10 protein-coding genes and 1 tRNA gene are annotated in these 16960 nt (G+C 66.5%); 6 read left to right on the top strand and 5 right to left on the bottom strand.

Annotation, left to right across the window (positions count from 1 at the left end; all coding sequences use genetic code 11):
• On the top strand, positions 1-5321 hold a 5321-nt coding region (locus CKY51_RS20480; RefSeq protein ID WP_244952563.1), incomplete at its 5' end, for a non-ribosomal peptide synthetase.
• 204 nt (positions 5322-5525) lie between these two features.
• Here the strand turns inward: CKY51_RS20480 and CKY51_RS20475 are convergent.
• Together CKY51_RS20475 and CKY51_RS20470 are read right to left on the bottom strand one after the other, a co-directional pair.
• Positions 5526-6377 (bottom strand): 4'-phosphopantetheinyl transferase family protein, encoded by an 852-nt coding sequence (locus CKY51_RS20475; RefSeq protein ID WP_022974760.1) that lies wholly within the window; start codon positions 6375-6377, stop codon positions 5526-5528.
• 52 nt (positions 6378-6429) lie between these two features.
• Positions 6430-6513: transfer RNA gene (locus tag CKY51_RS20470), tRNA-Leu, on the bottom strand.
• A 142-nt stretch (positions 6514-6655) separates the two neighbouring features.
• Between CKY51_RS20470 and CKY51_RS20465 the strand changes: the two genes are divergently transcribed.
• Positions 6656-7948, top strand: a complete 1293-nt coding sequence (locus CKY51_RS20465; RefSeq protein ID WP_152249811.1) for a nucleotide sugar dehydrogenase — start codon at positions 6656-6658, stop codon at positions 7946-7948.
• On the opposite strand, the gene CKY51_RS20460 is transcribed toward CKY51_RS20465, so the two are convergent.
• Both CKY51_RS20460 and CKY51_RS20455 read right to left on the bottom strand, forming a co-directional pair.
• A complete protein-coding gene (locus tag CKY51_RS20460; protein WP_031341088.1) occupies positions 7932-9185 on the bottom strand; it encodes a TIGR03862 family flavoprotein in 1254 nt (417 codons plus the stop codon). The genes CKY51_RS20465 and CKY51_RS20460 overlap by 17 nt on opposite strands.
• An 11-nt stretch (positions 9186-9196) precedes the next feature.
• Positions 9197-9625 (bottom strand): FKBP-type peptidyl-prolyl cis-trans isomerase, encoded by a 429-nt coding sequence (locus tag CKY51_RS20455; RefSeq protein ID WP_022974763.1) that lies wholly within the window; start codon positions 9623-9625, stop codon positions 9197-9199.
• Positions 9626-9683: 58 nt separating this feature from the next.
• Here CKY51_RS20455 and CKY51_RS20450 point away from each other — a divergent pair, with 58 nt between their 5' ends.
• The 3 genes from CKY51_RS20450 (at position 9684) to CKY51_RS20440 (ending at position 11694) form a co-directional block, all read left to right on the top strand.
• Positions 9684-10049, top strand: a complete 366-nt coding sequence (locus tag CKY51_RS20450; RefSeq protein ID WP_031341089.1) for a DUF6164 family protein — start codon at positions 9684-9686, stop codon at positions 10047-10049.
• 24 nt (positions 10050-10073) lie between these two features.
• Positions 10074-10835: a sulfurtransferase gene (locus tag CKY51_RS20445; protein WP_022974765.1), complete on the top strand. Its 762-nt coding sequence runs from the start codon at positions 10074-10076 to the stop codon at positions 10833-10835.
• A 211-nt stretch (positions 10836-11046) separates the two neighbouring features.
• Positions 11047-11694, top strand: coding sequence for a response regulator (locus CKY51_RS20440; RefSeq protein ID WP_152249809.1), 648 nt, complete (start codon positions 11047-11049; stop codon positions 11692-11694).
• Between the two features lie 316 nt (positions 11695-12010).
• On the opposite strand, the gene CKY51_RS20435 is transcribed toward CKY51_RS20440, so the two are convergent.
• Entirely contained in the window at positions 12011-15526 is a 3516-nt protein-coding gene (locus CKY51_RS20435; RefSeq protein ID WP_031341090.1) for an Rne/Rng family ribonuclease, read from the bottom strand.
• Positions 15527-15930: 404 nt separating this feature from the next.
• Between CKY51_RS20435 and CKY51_RS20430 the strand changes: the two genes are divergently transcribed.
• Complete coding sequence (locus tag CKY51_RS20430; RefSeq protein ID WP_022974768.1) at positions 15931-16923, top strand: RluA family pseudouridine synthase; 993 nt, start codon at positions 15931-15933, stop codon at positions 16921-16923.
• The last annotated feature ends 37 nt before the right edge of the window (positions 16924-16960 follow it).

The following is a 16960-nucleotide window of genomic DNA, read 5'->3' as shown; positions in this document are numbered from 1 at the left end:
CGGACTACATGGTGCCGAGTGCTTTCGTCGTGCTGGCGAGCTGGCCGTTGACGCGCAATGGCAAGCTGGATCGCAAGGCGCTGCCCGCACCGGATGCGGACGACTACGCACACCAGCAGTATGAGGCGCCACAAGGCCCGTTGGAGCAGACGCTGGCCGAGATCTGGCAAGCCGTGCTGGGCGTGGAGAAGGTGGGGCGGCACGACAACTTCTTCCAGCTGGGCGGGCACTCGTTGCTGGCGGTGACGTTGGTGGAGCGGCTGCGCCTACAGGGCATCGCAACCGATGTCAGGACGTTGTTCGAGCGCCCCAATCTCGCCAGCCTGGCGAGTGCAGTCGGTCAGGTGCGCCAGGGCGAGCTGCCACCCAACCGGATTCCGCCAGGTTGTACGCGCATTACCCCGTCCTTGTTGCCGCTGGTCGAACTATCGCAGGATGCGATCGACGCCCTGGTTGCGACGGTGCCCGGGGGAGCAACGAACGTCCAGGATATCTATCCGTTGGCGCCGTTGCAGGAAGGCGTGCTCTATCATCATCTGGCCGCGGCTCAGGGCGACCCCTATCTACTGCAGACACGGCTCGCCTTCGACGATGACGAACGCTTGCGTGCCTTCGTCGACCTGTTGCAGTGCGTGGTCGATCGCCACGACATCATGCGGACCAGCGTCGTCTGGGAGGGAGTGTCGGCGCCCGTGCAGATCGTATGGCGGCAGGCGCCCTTGGCCTGCGAACAGGTTGCAGTGGATGCGGCCGGGGGCGATGTACTGAGCCAGCTGCAGGCCCGCTTCGACTCACGCCGCTATCGTCTCGATCTGGCACAGGCGCCCTTGTTGCGGCTGTTGCACGCGTGGGATCCGCACAACGATCGCATCGTGGCCTTGCTGCTGTTCCATCACCTTGCCCTGGACCATACCGCGCTCGCGCTCGTTAACGAGGAGATGCAGGCCTTGGCGGTGGCAGGCGAGCGTCGGCTGCCGGCTCCGGTGCCGTACCGCAACTACGTGGCGCAGGCCTTGCAGGGCAAGACGGTGGCCGAGCACGAGGACTTCTTCCGGCAATGCCTGGGAGATCTCGATATGCCAACGCTGGCCTTCAGTGGTCAGGACCAGGCGATCCAGGACGAATCCACGCAGCAGAGCGATGGATTGTTGGATTCCGGGCTCGCATTGCGGCTGCGGCAGCAGGCGCGGCGACTCCAGCTCAGCGTCGCAAGCCTATGTCACCTGGCGTGGGGAATGGTGTTGGGCGCCGGGGTGGGGCGCGACGACGTCGTCTCCGGCACCGTGCTATTGGGGCGCATGCAGGGGAGTGCGCATGCTGATCGCGCACTCGGAATGTTCATCAATACCTTGCCGATCCGCTTGCGGCTCGATGTTCCGGCTGTCGCCGCGGCGCGCCGCACGCAGGCTGCACTCAGCGCATTGATGGCGCATGAGCATGCCGCGTTGGCACTGGCGCAGCGCTGCAGTGGCGTCCCCACCTCGGTGCCGCTGTTCAATGCCTTGCTCAATTATCGGCATAGTCCGACCTCAACCGAGACATCCGCCACGTCCGATGTCTGGAAGGGGATGCATGCGCTCGGTAGCAGCGAGCGTACGCATTACCCGCTGTTGTTGAACGTGGACGACCTCGGCGAACAGTTCGCATTGAGTGTGCAGGCCAGCCCACGCATCGGTGCCGACCGGGTCCGCGCTTTCGTGCAGAGCGCGCTGGTGCAGCTGGTGGACGCGCTCGAACACGGGTCGGATACGCCGGTCGGCCAACTGTGCGTGCTGCCTGCCGACGAGCGTCGGCGGGTGCTGGAAGACTTCAACGCCAGCGAGCGCGCCTATCCGTCCACCGAGGCCGTCCATGCGCTGTTCGAGCAGCAGGCGACACGCACTCCGGACGCTGTGGCGGTGATCGACGGTAGCCAACGCTGCGATTATGCCGAGCTCAATCGCAGGGCCAACCAATTGGCGCACCATTTGATCGGGGCCGGCGTCCGGCCCGGCGACCATGTGGCGATTTGTCTGCCGCGCTCGTTGCAGCTGGTGGTCGCGCAGCTGGCGATCAGCAAATGTGCTGCCGCTTACCTGCCGCTCGACATACAAGCGCCGCCTGAGCGACTGCAGCGGATACTCGACGACAGCGCCGCGCGGTACCTGATCAGTCGTAGCGAGCAAGCGCTGGCAGTCGCTACTGCACGGCTGGATCTCGATCGCTGCGATCTGTGTGCAGCGCCGACCCACGATCCCAAGCTGCCGCAGTCCAGCGATTCCGATGCCTACGTGATGTATACCTCTGGTTCGACTGGGCTCCCCAAGGGGGTTCGCGTCCCGCATCGGGCGATCAGCCGGTTGGTCTGCAACAACGGCTATGCGGAGTTCCTGTCCAGCGATCGGGTTGCGTTTGCCGCCAACCCTGCCTTCGATGCCAGTACGCTGGAGGTCTGGGCGCCGCTGCTCAACGGTGGCTGCGTCGTGGTGATTTCGCAGGAAGACGTGCTGTCACCGCGCCGGCTGCGTGATTGCTTGCAGCAAGAGGCGGTCAGCGTGCTATGGCTGACGGCCGGCTTGTTTCACCATGCGGCTGCCGAGCTGTTGCCGGCCTTCCCGCAGTTGCGCTACCTGATCGTTGGCGGCGACGTCCTCGACCCGACCGTGGTCGCACAGGTCCTGGCGGAGGGCGCGCCGCAAGCCTTGCTCAATGGCTATGGACCGACCGAGACCACGACCTTCGCGACCACGCATCGCATCAACGAAGTCAGCGGCCCCATTCCGATTGGTCGTCCCATCGGCAATACCCGTGTTTATGTGCTCGATGCGCATGGCATGCCGTTGCCGATCGGCGTGGCCGGAGAGCTGTTCATCGGCGGTGACGGCGTTGCGCTGGGATACTTGAACCAGCCGGCGCTTAGCGGCGAACGCTTCGTGCCCGATCCGTTCAGTGGCAAGCGCGGTGCGCGCCTGTATCGCACCGGCGATCTGGTACGTTGGCGGCACGACGGCGTGCTGGAGTATCTGGGACGCAACGATGGCCAGGTCAAGATCCGCGGCTTCCGCGTCGAGCTGGGCGAGATCGCCTCTGCGCTGCAGCAGCATCCGTCGGTCGCAAGCGCTGCGGTCGTGCAACGCGAAGATGCACCCGATGCCAAGCAACTGGTGGCCTATTACGTCGGTGACGTTGCTGTTGGCGATGTCGACGCACAGGCGCTGCGAACGCATCTACGCAGCCGGCTGCCGGACTACATGCTTCCGGCCGCGTATGTGAGGGTGGCGCAGTTGCCGCTGACCGCCAACGGCAAGCTGGATCGTCAGGCCTTGCCGATGCCCGAGCGCGCAGACCACGCGGTCGATGACGAAGTGCCGCCGCAAGGCGAACTGGAACTCCTGCTGGCAGGGCTCTGGACCCAGGTGCTAGGGATCGACCGGATCGGGCGATACGACGATTTCCATGCGCTGGGAGGCCACTCGCTGGCGCTGGTGCGCTTGGGTAGCTTGTTGGAGCAGGCAGGGATGTCGCTGCCGCTGTCCACCCTGAGCCTGCATCCCACGCTCGCAGCCATGGCCGACGCGATCGCACGCGCACGCCAGCTGCAGGCGCCGGCCGACGTGGTGACCGTGCGCAGTGCCAACGATCGGCGCCCGCTGTTCCTGGTGCACGATTTCACTGGGCTGGATCTGTACTTCGCACCACTGGCCAAGTACATCGACGCCGACGTGCCGATCCATGGACTGACCGCCGTCGCGCTGGACGCACCACAGCTCCAGACCGTGCAGGAACTGGCATCACGCCTGCTGGACAATCTGCGCAAGCTGCAAGCACACGGCCCCTACCGTATCGCCGGTTGGTCCTTCGGTGGTTTGCTGGCCTATGAGATCGCGACGCAGCTGCTCGCCAACGACGAGGTCGTCGAGTTCGTCGGCCTGATCGACACCTATCACCCCGCACATCTCGACCTGGGGCCGGAGTACGTCGATCCGCTGCTGGCGGTGCGCAGGTTGCTGCTGCGCAATTGCCTGTCCGCGTTGTCGCACGACGCTGGCCATGCGTCGGCCGCGGCCAATCTGCAGGCGCTCGCTGCGCAGGTGCAGCAGTGGGACGCGCCGGCACTGCTGCAGTTGTGTCGATCGCGCGAGTGGCTGCCACCGCAGTGGGCCGGCCAGGACGATGTCGCCATCCTGCAGTCGCTGGCGCGGCAGGCAGCGCATGGGCACGCGCAGCGGCACTACGTGCCGATGCCGATCAACGCCTCGGTGCATCTGTTCGCAGCCACCGAGGTGCTGCCACAGCAGCCTGTGAGCGATCCGCAGCCGGGTTGGCAGGCGCTGCTCGCCCCGCATGCCTTGCGTTGCGACAGGGTGCCGGGCAATCACCACACGATGCTGCAGGCTCCGCATGTCGCCAAGCTGGGAGCTGTTATCAGCCAGCGGCTGGCAGCGGCCGAACAGGCGCCGCCGCGCAGACAGCCGCGCCATGATCCGCTGGTTCGCCTGCAAGCCGGTGCGGGCGCGAAAGCGCTGCTGGCCTGCGTGCCTGGCGCAGGCGACAACGTCACCGGATTCATTGGTTTGGCGGCCGCGCTGGGCGATGGCTGGCCGGTCTACGGGCTGCAACCGCGCGGGCTGGAGAGCGAACAGATTCCGTATCGCAGCGTCGAGGTGGCCGCGAGCGCTTACGTGGACGCCCTGATCCAGACAACCCAGCGACCGATCCATTTGCTCGGCCATTCGTTTGGCGGCTGGATCGCATTCGAGATGGCACGGCAGCTGGAGGCGAAGGGCCAGGCGGTCGCATCGCTGACCCTGCTCGATTGCGAAGTGCCTGGCGGCGATGGCGTGGTCGGTCAATCCTATACCGCAACCAGTGTCTTCGAGCGCCTGATCGAATCGTTGGAGTTGGCTGGCGGGGCCTCTTTGGGCATCGACATCGACGCGTTCCGGCAGCTGGACGACACCGCGCAACTGCAGGCGGTGCATGCGGGGATGGTGCGCACCGGTCTGCTGCCACGGCGTGCGCCCAGCGAGGCGATCCGCGGCATGGTGCAGGTCTTCGGCAGCGCGTTGCGTACCCGCTATCGGCCGACCTGGCGGTATCCCGGCAGCTTGCACCTGGCGGTGGCCGATGACCCGCGACACGATGTGGCGCAGAACCGTGCCGAGCACGACGCACAGGCCGCCGGTTGGCGGGCGCTTGCCACCGGCTTGCAGGTTTGGCACGCGCCCGGCGATCACTTCACGATGCTGCGAGCACCGCATGTCCGCTCCTTGGCGCGTTGGTGGACGCAAGCAGTGGTGCAGGACACCGATACTCGCCATCGCCTTGAAGTGCAGACCTAGTGGACGCCCCGGCAGCCGCGTGCGGGCCGCGTACCGTCGCGGCTCCGCAATGGCCTGTGAAGGAGTCTGGCGCTGGGCCTCATGGCGCCGATCGTCGGCCGCTGCAGCTGAAGGACCGCTGCTGCCGGATGGCTGCACTTGCAGCCTCGCCAGACTGCCAAGCGCGGCATGATCCCTGAGCGGGGCGCGCCGTCGCTACGGGGATCACCAGACCCGATAGGTGATGACGGTCTGTGGATCCACCCATGCAAAGCCAATCGTGCACAGCTGTCCCGCAGGCAATTGCTGGCACAGCGTCTCGCATAGCCGAAGCTGCAGGCGGCCCACGGCTGGTTGCACCTCCACCACGTGCGCGGCGGCGAAATCGAAGTAGCGGCCGACGGCGGCAAAGCTGGCCTTGAACAGGCTCTCCTTGGCCGAGAACACCAGGGTCAGCAAGGCATCGTGCGTCCATCCACACGCCATCTGTACGGTGTGCAGCAGGTCCAGCTCGACTGGATTGACCACCGCGGCGAGCAAGGCCTCGCGTGCCTCCGGACTCACCAGATGTTCCAGGTCGATGCCGATGCCACGTCTGCTTTCCGCCGGTACCACGGCAGCGGCGGCCAAGCGTTCGGTGTGGCTGATGCTGCCGATGATGCCTGGCGGCCACAGCGGTTCGCGTGCGCCGCCGGTGCCGACCTGCACCGGCGCGGCAGGATCGATCAATGCCTGTTGCCGCATCGCCTGGCGAGCCGCCAGCCTGCCGAAGAAATACTCTGCCTGGCGTTTGCGCACGCTACGGGCAATCGCGGCGGGGCAGGCGATGTCCGCCTGCGCGAAGGCCTCGGTGGCGAAGGCGTCGCGGCCGAAGGCCAGGATCTGCACCCGCAACGCGGTTGCGTCCGGCCAGGGCAGGGTGCATTGCCACTGTTGGTGCAGGCCGGGCAGGGAGGCAGCGAGCGCGCTGTCCATCGGTGGCGGCTGCCTGCTCAGCACGGTTGCGTCGTGCCGGCTGCCGCTACGTCGATCAGCGCCTGTGCCGGCATTCTCGATGCCGGTCTGCTCATTCGACATTGCGGTCGCCATCGATGCGGAAAGCCACTGTCGGTCGTTGCGCTGAAGGATGTGCCCGGGGCGGGGATCGAACCCGCATAGCCTTGCGGCTGAGGGATTTTAAGTCCCTTGCGTCTACCAGTTTCGCCACCCGGGCATGCCGATAGCGTGCCTGATTGCGCGCCGATTGTGAATCGCAACGGCTAGGACGCGGCGTTGGCGCGCCGCCGGGGGCTTGCCGCGTGCGCTATGCTCCCGCGGCACGTGCGCGGCTGCACGCACAGAACTCCAGGAATCGCATGCCCATCCCCTCGCTCCCCCCGTCCGGCCAGGCGCCGATCGCCGTGATCGGACTGGGCTATGTCGGTCTTCCGCTGGCAGTGGCCTTCGGCGAACGACGCTCGACGTTGGGCTTCGATATCGATGCGCAACGGGTGCAGCAGCTGCAGCAGGGGCATGATGCGACCTTGGAGCTGGATCGCGACGAGCTCGCCGCCGCCGTGTGCCTGCGCTATACGGCTGATGCTGCGGAGCTCGCCGCCTGCACGATCTTCATCGTCACCGTGCCCACGCCGATCGACAGTGCCGATCAACCCGATCTGGAGCCGTTGCGCAGCGCGACCGCACGCATTGCCGCGGTGCTCAAACCCGGCGATCTGGTGATCTACGAATCGACCGTCTATCCCGGAACCACCGAAGAGGTTTGCGTCCCGCTGCTGGAGGCTGGCTCCGGATTGCGCTTCAATCAGGACTTCTGCTGTGGCTATAGTCCGGAGCGGGTCAATCCCGGCGATCGCCAGCGGCGCCTGCGCGATATCCGCAAGATCACCTCCGGATCCAGCCCGCAGGCGGCCGACGCCGTCGATGCGCTGTACGCCGACATCATCCAGGCCGGTACCTGGCGGGCGCCTTCGATCCGGGTCGCCGAGGCCGCCAAGGTGGTCGAAAACATTCAGCGCGACGTCAATATCGCCTTGGTCAACGAACTGGCCTTGATCTTCGACAAGCTGGGCATCGATACCCTGGATGTCCTCGAGGCGGCCGGGACCAAGTGGAATTTCCTGCCGTTCCGCCCCGGCCTGGTCGGCGGTCATTGCATCGGCGTGGACCCTTATTATCTGCTGCACAAATCCGAAAGCGTGGGCTATCACCCCGACCTGATCCACACCGCCCGGCAGGTCAACAATCGGGTCGGCCAGCATGTGGCGGCGCGCGTGGACGCGCTGCTGCACGCGCGCGGAACCGCCGCCGCGCAAGCGCGTGTACTGGTCCTGGGCGTGACCTTCAAGGAGGATTGCCCGGACCTGCGCAATAGCCGCGCCCTGGAGCTGGTCCACCTGTTGCGGGCACGTGGCATGCAAGTCGACGCCTGTGATCCCTGGGCCGATGCGGACGAGGCGTCGCGCCACGCTGGCGTGCAGTTGTGCGACTTGCCGGAGCACGGCGATTACGATGCGGTGGTACTGGCGGTGGCCCACCGCCAGTACCGTGGCTTCAGCGCCGAACGCATCGCCGCGCTCGGCAAGCCCGACGCGCTGGTCTATGACGTCAAGTCGGTCTGGCCGCGCGCGGCCATCAGCGATCGCCTGTAACGCGATTCCCAGCGAGCCAGTGGATCGCGCCGCGTGCGGCGCGCACGCCGCTGGCAAAGCACGCGGTCAGCAGATATCCGCCGGTCGGTGCCTCCCAGTCGAGCATCTCGCCCGCGACGAACAGGCCCGGGCGTGTTCGCACCATCAAGTGCGCATCCAGCGCCTCCAGCCGCACGCCGCCGGCCGAGCTGATCGCCTCGGCCAGCGGACGCGCCCTGCGCAGACGCAGCGGTAGCTGCTTCAGGCAGGCCGCCGCCTGCGCCATGTCGTCGCCGGCCTGCTTGCCGAGGATCTCGAACAGCAACGCCGCCTTGGCACCGTCGATGCCTGCCTGGCGACGCAGGTGTTCGCCGAAGCTGCGACCGTTGCGCGGTTTGGTCAGATCGGCCTGCAAGCGCTCGCGGCTGCGCCCGGGCACCAGGTCCAGATGCAGACAGGCTTCACCATCGCGTTCGATTTGCGTCCGCAGATCGGCGGCCAGCGCGTAAATCAGGCTGCCTTCGATGCCGGTGGCGGTCAGCACGCATTCGCCTTGCAGGTGCTGCAGGTTGCCGGACGCATCCTGCCACTGTGCCACCACCGGTTTGAGCGGAGCACCGGCATGACGCTCGGCGATGTGTGGTGTCCAGTCGATGTCGAAGCCGCAATTGGCTGGCTGCAAGGGCGCGACGTCGATGCCGTGTTCGCGCAAGAGTGCCTGCCAGGCACCATCGGAACCCAGTTGCGGCCAGCTGCCGCCTCCCAGCGCAAGCAGCACGGCGTCGGCAGGTCGACACACCTCGCCCTCTGCGCTGGCAAAGCGCAAGCGCGCATCGGTGTCCCAGCCAAGCCAACGATGGTGCACGTGGAATTGCACGCCTTGCTCCTTGAGCCGGCGCACCCAACCGCGCAGCAGCGGGGCGGCCTTGCGGTCCAGCGGAAACACCCGCCCCGAGCTGCCGATATACGTCTCCACGCCCAATGCCTGCGCCCATGCACGCAACGCCTGCGCATCGAAGTCCTGCAGCCAGCTGGCCACTGGCTCGGCGCGTTCGCGGTAGCGGCTGACGAACACCTCAGGCGAATCGGAGTGAGTGAGGTTCAGGCCGCCCTTGCCGGCGATCAGGAACTTGCGTCCCACCGATCCCTTGGCCTCGTAGAGATCGACATCCAGGCCGGCGGCACGCGCCACTTCGGCGGCCATCAAACCGGCCGGTCCGCCACCGATCACGGCCAGCCGTCGCGTCGTCTGCGTCATCGTCATTGCGCTCAGCGCGGGGTCACACCCAACAATTCGACGTCGAAGACCAGCGAGGCCCCGGGTGGTATCACGCCGCCGGCGCCGTTATCGCCATAGCCGTAATCCGGTGGCAACAGCAAGGTGCGCTTGCCGCCGACCCGCATGCCGGCAACACCTTCATCCCAGCCGCGAATGACCTGATGGCCGCCTAGCACGAACTGAAACGGCTCGGCGCGATCGAGCGAGCTGTCGAATTGCTTGCCGTGCTTGTCCGGCGCCTTTTCGTCGTAGAGCCAACCGGTGTAATGCACGCTCACCAATGCGCCTGGCGTCGCTTCGGCGCCCTGGCCGAGCGTGCGGTCGATATGCTCGAAGCGTGCGATGGTGCCTCCGGACGGCGGCAACGTCGGCGCACAGCCGACCAGCAACGACAGCATGCACAGCAGCAGAAGGCGCATCGCAACATCCCCGGTGGAAAGAGCCGCATTATCGCATCCCTGCCGCTATCATCGTCTCATGGCCAAACTGCTGCTCAATTTGCGCAATGTGCCCGAGGACGAAGCCGAGGACGTGCGGTCCTTGCTGCGTTCGCATGCGTTGCAGACCTACGAAACGCGCCCGAGCAGCTGGGGAATCTCCGCGGGCGGGATCTGGCTCAGCGATGCGGCCGATTATCCGCGCGCCAAGGCCTTGCTCGATCACTACCAGGCCGAGCGTGGTGCGAGCGCACGCGCGCAGCGGCAGCAGGCGCTGGCGGACGGAACCGCTGAGACCTTCGGTGGCTTGCTGCGCCGTCGCCCGCTGTTCGTCATCGCGACCTTGCTGGGCATGCTCGCAGTGGCGGCCTTGGTCCTGCTGCCGTTCCTGCTGCTGCGCGGCTGAGGCGGCCGGCGGTAAAATGGTTGCATGATCACCAATACTGCTGCCTACCATTTCGTCGCCATCGACGATCCACAGCGCCTGGCCGACGATATCCTGCAACACGCTGGGCAGGGAGCGCTCAAGGGATCGGTCTTGGTCGCCGGGGAAGGCGTGAACCTGTTTCTGGCTGGCGATGCTGCTGCGATCGACGCGTTCTACGCCTGGCTGCAGGCCGACGTCCGCTTTGCGGCGCTACGCATCAAGTACAGCCACAGCGCACAGCAACCCTTCGCGCGGCTCAAGGTCAAGGTCAAGCCGGAGATCATCAGTTTCCGCCGCGAGGACGCATCGCCGCTGCAGGGGCGTGCGCCTGCGGTCGCGCCTTCGGTCTTGCGAGAGTGGTTGCGGCAAGGGCACGACGATCGCGGTCGGCCATTGGTGTTGCTGGACACCCGCAACGCCCAGGAAGTCGAATACGGTACCTTCGCCGGCGCGCTCACGCTGCCGATCGAGAAGTTCACCGATCTGCCGGCGGCGCTGCAGCCGCATCGTGCCGCGCTGGCCGATGCGACCGTGGTGAGCTTCTGCACGGGTGGTATCCGTTGCGAGAAGGCCGCATTGTGGATGCGGGCCGATGGCATGGACAACGTGCTGCAACTTGACGGCGGCATCCTGGGGTACTTCGAGCAGGTCGGCGGCGAGGGCTATGAAGGCCGCTGCTTCGTATTCGACGAACGCGTCGCCCTGGACGCACAGTTGCTGCCGTTGGTAGACGATGTGCCGGCAGCGCGTTCAGGAGAAACCTGACCGAGCGCGACCGCTTTGTCCGATGCATGCGCCATGTGCTGGCAGGCATGCTGCACCTGGGTTCCGACTCTTGGAGGCGTGGGCAAGCCGATCCAATGGTCATGCACCCCTTACCATTTCGTAATACGTCGCATTGTATTGTCGTTTAGCTTGCCCTGAATTATTCACGGAGATAGGCTGCAATCGCCAGCCGCACTACGAGGAACCAAGGATGACCATCAGAGTTTTTCTGATCGACGATCATGCACTCGTGCGCACCGGCATGAAGATGATCCTGTCCAGGGAAGTGGACGTGGATGTGGTCGGTGAGGCCGACAGCGGCGAGGCGGCGCTGCCGCAGATCCGCCAACTCAGGCCAGACATCGTCCTGTGCGACCTGCATTTGCCGGGGGTCAGTGGATTGGAGATCACCGAGCGCATCGTCAAGGGCAATTACGGGACGCGGGTGGTCATTGTCTCGGTGCTGGAAGACGGTCCGCTGCCCAAGCGTCTGCTGGAAGCTGGCGCGTCCGGCTACGTGGGCAAGGGCGGGGATGCGCAGGAGCTGCTGCGTGCAGTGCGCGAGGTCGCGTTGGGCCGTCGTTATCTCGGCAATACCATCGCCCAGAATCTGGCCTTGTCGAACCTGGAAGGCGGCGGCTCGCCGTTCGACAATTTGTCGCCGCGGGAGCTGGAAGTGGCGTTGTTGTTGACCCAGGGGCTGCGCCAGGAAGATATCGCCAAGCGATTGAATCTCAGCGCCAAGACCATCAATACCCACAAGGCACGGCTGTTCGAAAAGGTCGGCATTCAGGACAACATCGCGCTGGCCCGTCTGGCCAACCAATACGGCTTGACCGATCCGGCCAGGACGATCTAGCACGCGTTAACTAGCGGGCGGGTGCTTTTGGCCTTGATGTTTCCGCCAGGGCTAACCAGCGTGGTAGATCGGAATCTTGACACGCGGCTGCTTTGAGGCAGCGTCCGTTGGCGACCCCATTCCGGACATGCCCCAGGGCAGAATCACCGTCATCTAGGCGCAACATCGGTGCGTAGCCACTGCAGCGGCTTGCGGCGCATGCGAGCGTTGCGCCGTCGCTTATGCGGACTGGGATGGCTCCCTGGCAAATGAAAAAGCGGCCCGCAGGCCGCTTTCTCCATGATCGGCCGCGCAGTGGCGACCGATCATGTCGAGGTCAGTGGTTCGATCGCGGCTTGCCGTCTTCGTCCTTTTCCTGATCCTTGCCAGCGCTATCGCCCGCCGCCTGCTGTTCGGCAGGCGGTGCAGTTGTAGCGGCCGGCGGTACTGCCGGGGACACGGTGACGGTCGCTGGCGTCGGCGCCTGTTCGCGCACAGGCGACGCATCCGCTGCAGCAGTCGCGGCAGCCGATGGCATGCCGGAATCGCGTTGTGCGTCCTTGCCCGGAGGCTGCGCACCGGTTGCCTCGGCGTCATCGGCATCCGGTGCCAGGGCGTCCAGCAAGGTGGTCTGCACAGGGGCGTACGGCTTGCGTGCCGGTGGTGCTTGAACATCCGCCTGGACATCCGCGGCCGGTGCCGTTGGCGTCGTGGTGGCAGTCACTGCGACCTCGGTGACCGGACGTTCACCCTCAGAGGCCGCCAGATGCGGCGACTGCCCCGTCTCTACGCGCGTCTGCGTCGGGGCTGGGGCAGGCGTGGCCACACGATCGGACACCTGCGGCGCAGCAACCGCCGCAGGCGCGGCCACTGCAGGCGCGGTCGGCTGTTGCGGCTGCTGTTCGGCGCGCGGAGCTTCGGGCGTTGCCGGCGTTGCCGCTACCGTACTGGCCGGCGTCGCTTGCTGGGTGGCCTCAGTCGGCGCACCAGCCGTGCTGCTGCGGTTAGCCGCCGCTTCGCTCGCCGGTACCGATGCGGATGGCGTTGCGGCCATTGCCGGAACGGCTGCGGTGTGCGACGCCACGACCGTCTCGGTTTGCGCAGACGTTGCTTCCATCGCCGGCGCAGCCGTGGGCTTGGCCGCTGCGGGTGCGTCCGACGTGGCGGCATTGGCCACCGGCTCGGCGCGCTCCTTCGGTACCGGGCGCGGTTTCGCTGCGTTGGCGTGTGCCGGCGGCACTCCCTCCGACGAGGTCGGCGCGGCGTCGTCATCGAAGTCGAACTCCGGCTGGCCGGCGCGCGGTGCGTTCTTGGCAGACGTGGTCGCGGTGGACTCGTCGCCGTCGGCATCGAGTTCGCCGTCCGCATCTGCGTCCAGGTCATCGGCCTCGCTGCCCTCGGCGCCGTTGCTCACCTCGCCGTTGGCGTTGGCGCCACGACGACGACGACGACCACCGCGGCGGCCGCGACGACGACGGCTGCCGCCATCGCCATTGGCATCGTCCGCAGCCGCGCCATCTGCGCGCGCGGTATCGCCGGCGGCGTCCACGCCTGCCTCGGTGGCCGGCGCAGGTTCCGCCTTTTCGACCGGCCGGGCCGTCGCCTGTTCCTTGGGCGCGGCCTGTGCGGCGGGCGCGGCGGTTTCGGAGATCACCGCAGCGACGGTGGCCGCCGTGGTCGATGCCGGAACGGCAGCCGGCGCTGGCGTGGCCACTGCCTCGTCGGGACGGTTGCCCGCCGGGCGCTGCGGCTTGTCGCCGGTGGTGGCGTCGTGCGACTGCGCCGGCTGACGCGGGGGGCGCGGCGGCTGGTTCTGCTGCTTCTGCTTGGGCTGCTGCGCCGGTTGCTGCGGCTGCTTGGCGGCCGGCGTCTCGTTACGCGGTTGCTTGGTTGGCTGCGCAGGGTTCTGAGCAGCCGCCGGCTGGCGGCGCTCTTCGCGACGGTCCTTGCCGGCATTGCCATTGTTGCCGCCGTTACCGCGCGGCTGGCTGCCGCTGCCATTGCCGTTGCTGCCGTTACGGGCATCGCGGCGCTGTCCGCCGCGGTCGTTGCGGTCGTTGCGGTTGCCGCGGCCGGACTCGTTCTGGCGCTGGCGCTGCTGCGGTTCCGGTGCCGGGGCGACCGGTTCGACGCCGCCAAAGATGCGCTTGAGCCAACCGACCACACCCGTGACCGGGGCGGGGATCGGCGGAGCAGGCAGCGGCGCCGGGGCCGGCGCGACCGGAGCAGGAGCCTCTTCGCGCACCGGTGCCGGCTGGCTGGGCTTGATCGAGGTCACCGCCGGCATGGTCGGGATGTTGAGCTGCGCTTTGGTCAGCGCATGCACCGGCAGCTTGCGCGGCGTGCCGCGCTGGTAACTGGGCTTGCCGCTTTCCTCACCCAGCTCGTTTTCGCGCAGGCGGGTGACTTCGTAGTGCGGCGTGTGCAGCTGCTCGTCGGCGACGATGATGATCGGCGATTCGTGGCGTTGCTCGATCTCGCGCAGCGCGCTGCGCTTTTCGTTGAGCAGGTAATTGGCGATCTCCACCGGCGCCTGCACCAGCACCTGCCCGGTGTTCTCCTTCATCGCATGCTCTTCGGCGACGCGGATGATCGACAGCGACAGCGACTCGACGCTGCGCATGCGGCCATGGCCATCGCAACGCGGGCAGACGATCTGGCTGGATTCGCCCAGGCTCGGCCGCAGGCGCTGGCGGCTCATTTCCATCAGACCGAAGCGCGAGATACGGCCCAACTGCACGCGCGCACGGTCGTACTTGAGCGCGTTCTGCAGGCGGTTCTCGACCTCGCGCTGATGCTTGCTGGAGGCCATATCGATGAAATCGATGACCACCAGGCCGCCCAGGTCGCGCAGACGCAGCTGGCGGGCGACTTCTTCGGCCGCTTCCAGGTTGGTGTGGAAGGCGGTTTCCTCGATGTCGCTGCCCTTGGTGGCGCGCGAGGAGTTGACGTCGATGGCGGTCAGCGCCTCGGTCTGGTCGACCACGATCGAGCCGCCCGACGGCAGGCGCACGTTGCGCTCATACGCGTTCTCGATCTGAGACTCGATCTGGAAGCGATTGAACAGCGGGATGTCGTCGGTGTAGTGCTTGAGCTTGCGCAGGCTCTGCGGCATCACCTGCTGCATGAACTCCTGGGCGTCGGCATACAGCTCGGGGGTATCGACCAGGATCTCGCCGATGTCGGCACGCAGGTAGTCGCGCAGGGCGCGGATGATCAGGCGCGACTCCTGGTAGATCAGGAATGCGGCCGGCTTGCTCAGGGCAGCCTCGGCGATCGCCTTCCAGGTCTGCAGCAGGTAGTCCAGGTCCCATTGCAGCTCTTCGGCGTCGCGACCGACGCCGGCGGTGCGGATGATCACTCCCATGTCGTCGGGAATGTCCAGCTTGTCCAGGGCTTCCTTCAGGGCGGCGCGGTCTTCGCCTTCGATCCGCCGCGACACGCCACCGGCGCTGGGCGAATTAGGCATCAGCACCATGTAACGGCCGGCCAGCGAGATGAACGTGGTCAGCGCAGCGCCCTTGTTGCCGCGTTCTTCCTTGTCGACCTGGACCACCACTTCCTGGCCTTCGCGCAACAGCTCGCGAATGGTCGCCTTGTTATGGTCGACACCGGCCTGAAAATAATCGCGGGAGATTTCCTTCAGCGGCAGGAAGCCATGGCGCTCGGCGCCATAGTCCACGAAGGCCGCTTCGAGGGAGGGTTCGAGCCGGGTGATGCGGCCCTTGTAGATGTTGGACTTCTTCTGTTCCTTGGACGGCTGTTCGATGTCGATGTCGTACAGGGTCTGACCGTCCACGATCGCCACGCGCAGCTCTTCGGCCTGCGTAGCGTTGATCAGCATTCGCTTCATTGTTGCGTTCCTCGCGCGCTCTACCGCGCGGAACGCCGTGACGTTTCGCCTCTGGAACAGGTCGCCGGCCCTTCGCGCCACGCGCGGACAGGCCTCAGCTAGGGTTTCCAGCGCTGCAACACCACGGCAGGCCGCGGGAGCGCTTTATTTTTAGGTTTTTAGGTGTTTCAGGGCCGGCAGCTGCGTCCGGACGAACCGGGGCAGCGCACGGGACATGTTCAGCGCGGCAGCCCGAAGACTGTCGGCGATGGCCGGGTAGGCCGGTGAGCCGCTAACATGGCCGCCCCGGGGGCGGTGGCCGCGCACTGTGCCGGAATCATCGGAAGTCAGGCTTCTGGCCAATCAACTTCCAACGAAATCAAACCCTTATCTCGCCCGCCGAGTGTAACAGAATAAATAGCCGGATGACCGACCCCCAGCCCCCCAAGCTGCCCCCTGCCGAGCGTGTCGGCGTGCGATTGCTCAAAGTTCCGGAAGACCGCGCAGGGCAGCGGCTGGACAACTTCCTGCTGGGCCAGCTCAAGGGTGCCCCACGCAGTCTTATTTATAAGCTGGTGCGCAGTGGGCAGGTGCGGGTCAACGGCGGTCGCGCCAAGGCCGAGCGCAAGCTGGAGGGGGGCGAGGAAATCCGGGTGCCGCCACTCCGCCTGAGCGAGGACGGCGGCGAGCAGGCCGGACCGCCCGCCGCCTTCATGGCACGGCTGGAGGCCGCCATCGTGTTCGAGGATGCGCGCCTGCTGGCGCTGAACAAGCCGTCGGGCGTGGCCAGCCATGGCGGCAGCGGGATCAGCTTCGGCGCCATCGAGACCTTGCGCGCACTGCGCCCTGGGCAGACCCTGGAACTGGTGCACCGGCTGGACCGCGATACCTCGGGACTGCTGATCGTCGCCAAGAAGCGCTCGGCGCTGACCGAGCTGCAGGCGTTGATGCGCGAGGACGATCGAGTGGAGGGGCGCGGCATCCGCAAGCGCTACCTGACCCTGCTGGCCGGCCGCATGCCGGACGGGGTCATGAGCGTTGACGCGCCGCTGCATATCGGGCTGCGCCAGGGCGGCGAGCGGCATGTCCAGGTCAATCCCATCGGCAAGCCGTCGCTGAGCCATTTCCGCCTGTTGGAGCGGCGTGGCGGTCACTCGTATTGCGAGGTGCGGATCGAGACCGGGCGCACCCACCAGATCCGTGTCCACGCCCAGCACCTGGGACATCCAGTGGCGGGAGACGATAAGTACGGCCAGCCGGACGTCAACAAGCGGCTGCGCGAGCAGGTCGGGCTCAAGCGCCTGTTCCTGCACGCGGCCTCGCTGGAGTTCGCGCTGGACGCGGGCCGTACGCCGTATGTATTGAATGCCCCGCTGGCCCCGGAGTTGGCCGAGGCCCTGGACCGCCTGGGGCGCTGACGCGGCCAGTGGCCGCGTCAGCCAGCGGCGACTTAGA

Origin of the sequence: Xanthomonas maliensis (genome assembly GCF_009192945.1) — a bacterium.
In the GTDB taxonomy this organism is placed as follows: domain Bacteria; phylum Pseudomonadota; class Gammaproteobacteria; order Xanthomonadales; family Xanthomonadaceae; genus Xanthomonas; species Xanthomonas maliensis.
The sequence above is the reverse complement of the archived record's forward strand: the minus strand, read 5'-3'. Positions and strand labels throughout refer to the sequence as shown.

Bases quoted from the DNA above. Each gene is read 5' to 3' on its own strand.
- CKY51_RS20475 (WP_022974760.1), bottom strand. From the start codon at position 6,377: ATGTCGAATGAGCAGACCGGCATCGAGAATGCCGGCACAGGCGCTGAT.
- CKY51_RS20430 (WP_022974768.1), top strand. From the start codon at position 15,931: ATGACCGACCCCCAGCCCCCCAAGCTGCCCCCTGCCGAGCGTGTCGGC.
- CKY51_RS20440 (WP_152249809.1), top strand. From the start codon at position 11,047: ATGACCATCAGAGTTTTTCTGATCGACGATCATGCACTCGTGCGCACC.
- CKY51_RS20455 (WP_022974763.1), bottom strand. From the start codon at position 9,625: ATGCGCCTTCTGCTGCTGTGCATGCTGTCGTTGCTGGTCGGCTGTGCG.
- CKY51_RS20460 (WP_031341088.1), bottom strand. From the start codon at position 9,185: ATGACGCAGACGACGCGACGGCTGGCCGTGATCGGTGGCGGACCGGCC.
- CKY51_RS20450 (WP_031341089.1), top strand. From the start codon at position 9,684: ATGGCCAAACTGCTGCTCAATTTGCGCAATGTGCCCGAGGACGAAGCC.
- CKY51_RS20465 (WP_152249811.1), top strand. From the start codon at position 6,656: ATGCCCATCCCCTCGCTCCCCCCGTCCGGCCAGGCGCCGATCGCCGTG.
- CKY51_RS20445 (WP_022974765.1), top strand. From the start codon at position 10,074: ATGATCACCAATACTGCTGCCTACCATTTCGTCGCCATCGACGATCCA.
- CKY51_RS20435 (WP_031341090.1), bottom strand. From the start codon at position 15,526: ATGAAGCGAATGCTGATCAACGCTACGCAGGCCGAAGAGCTGCGCGTG.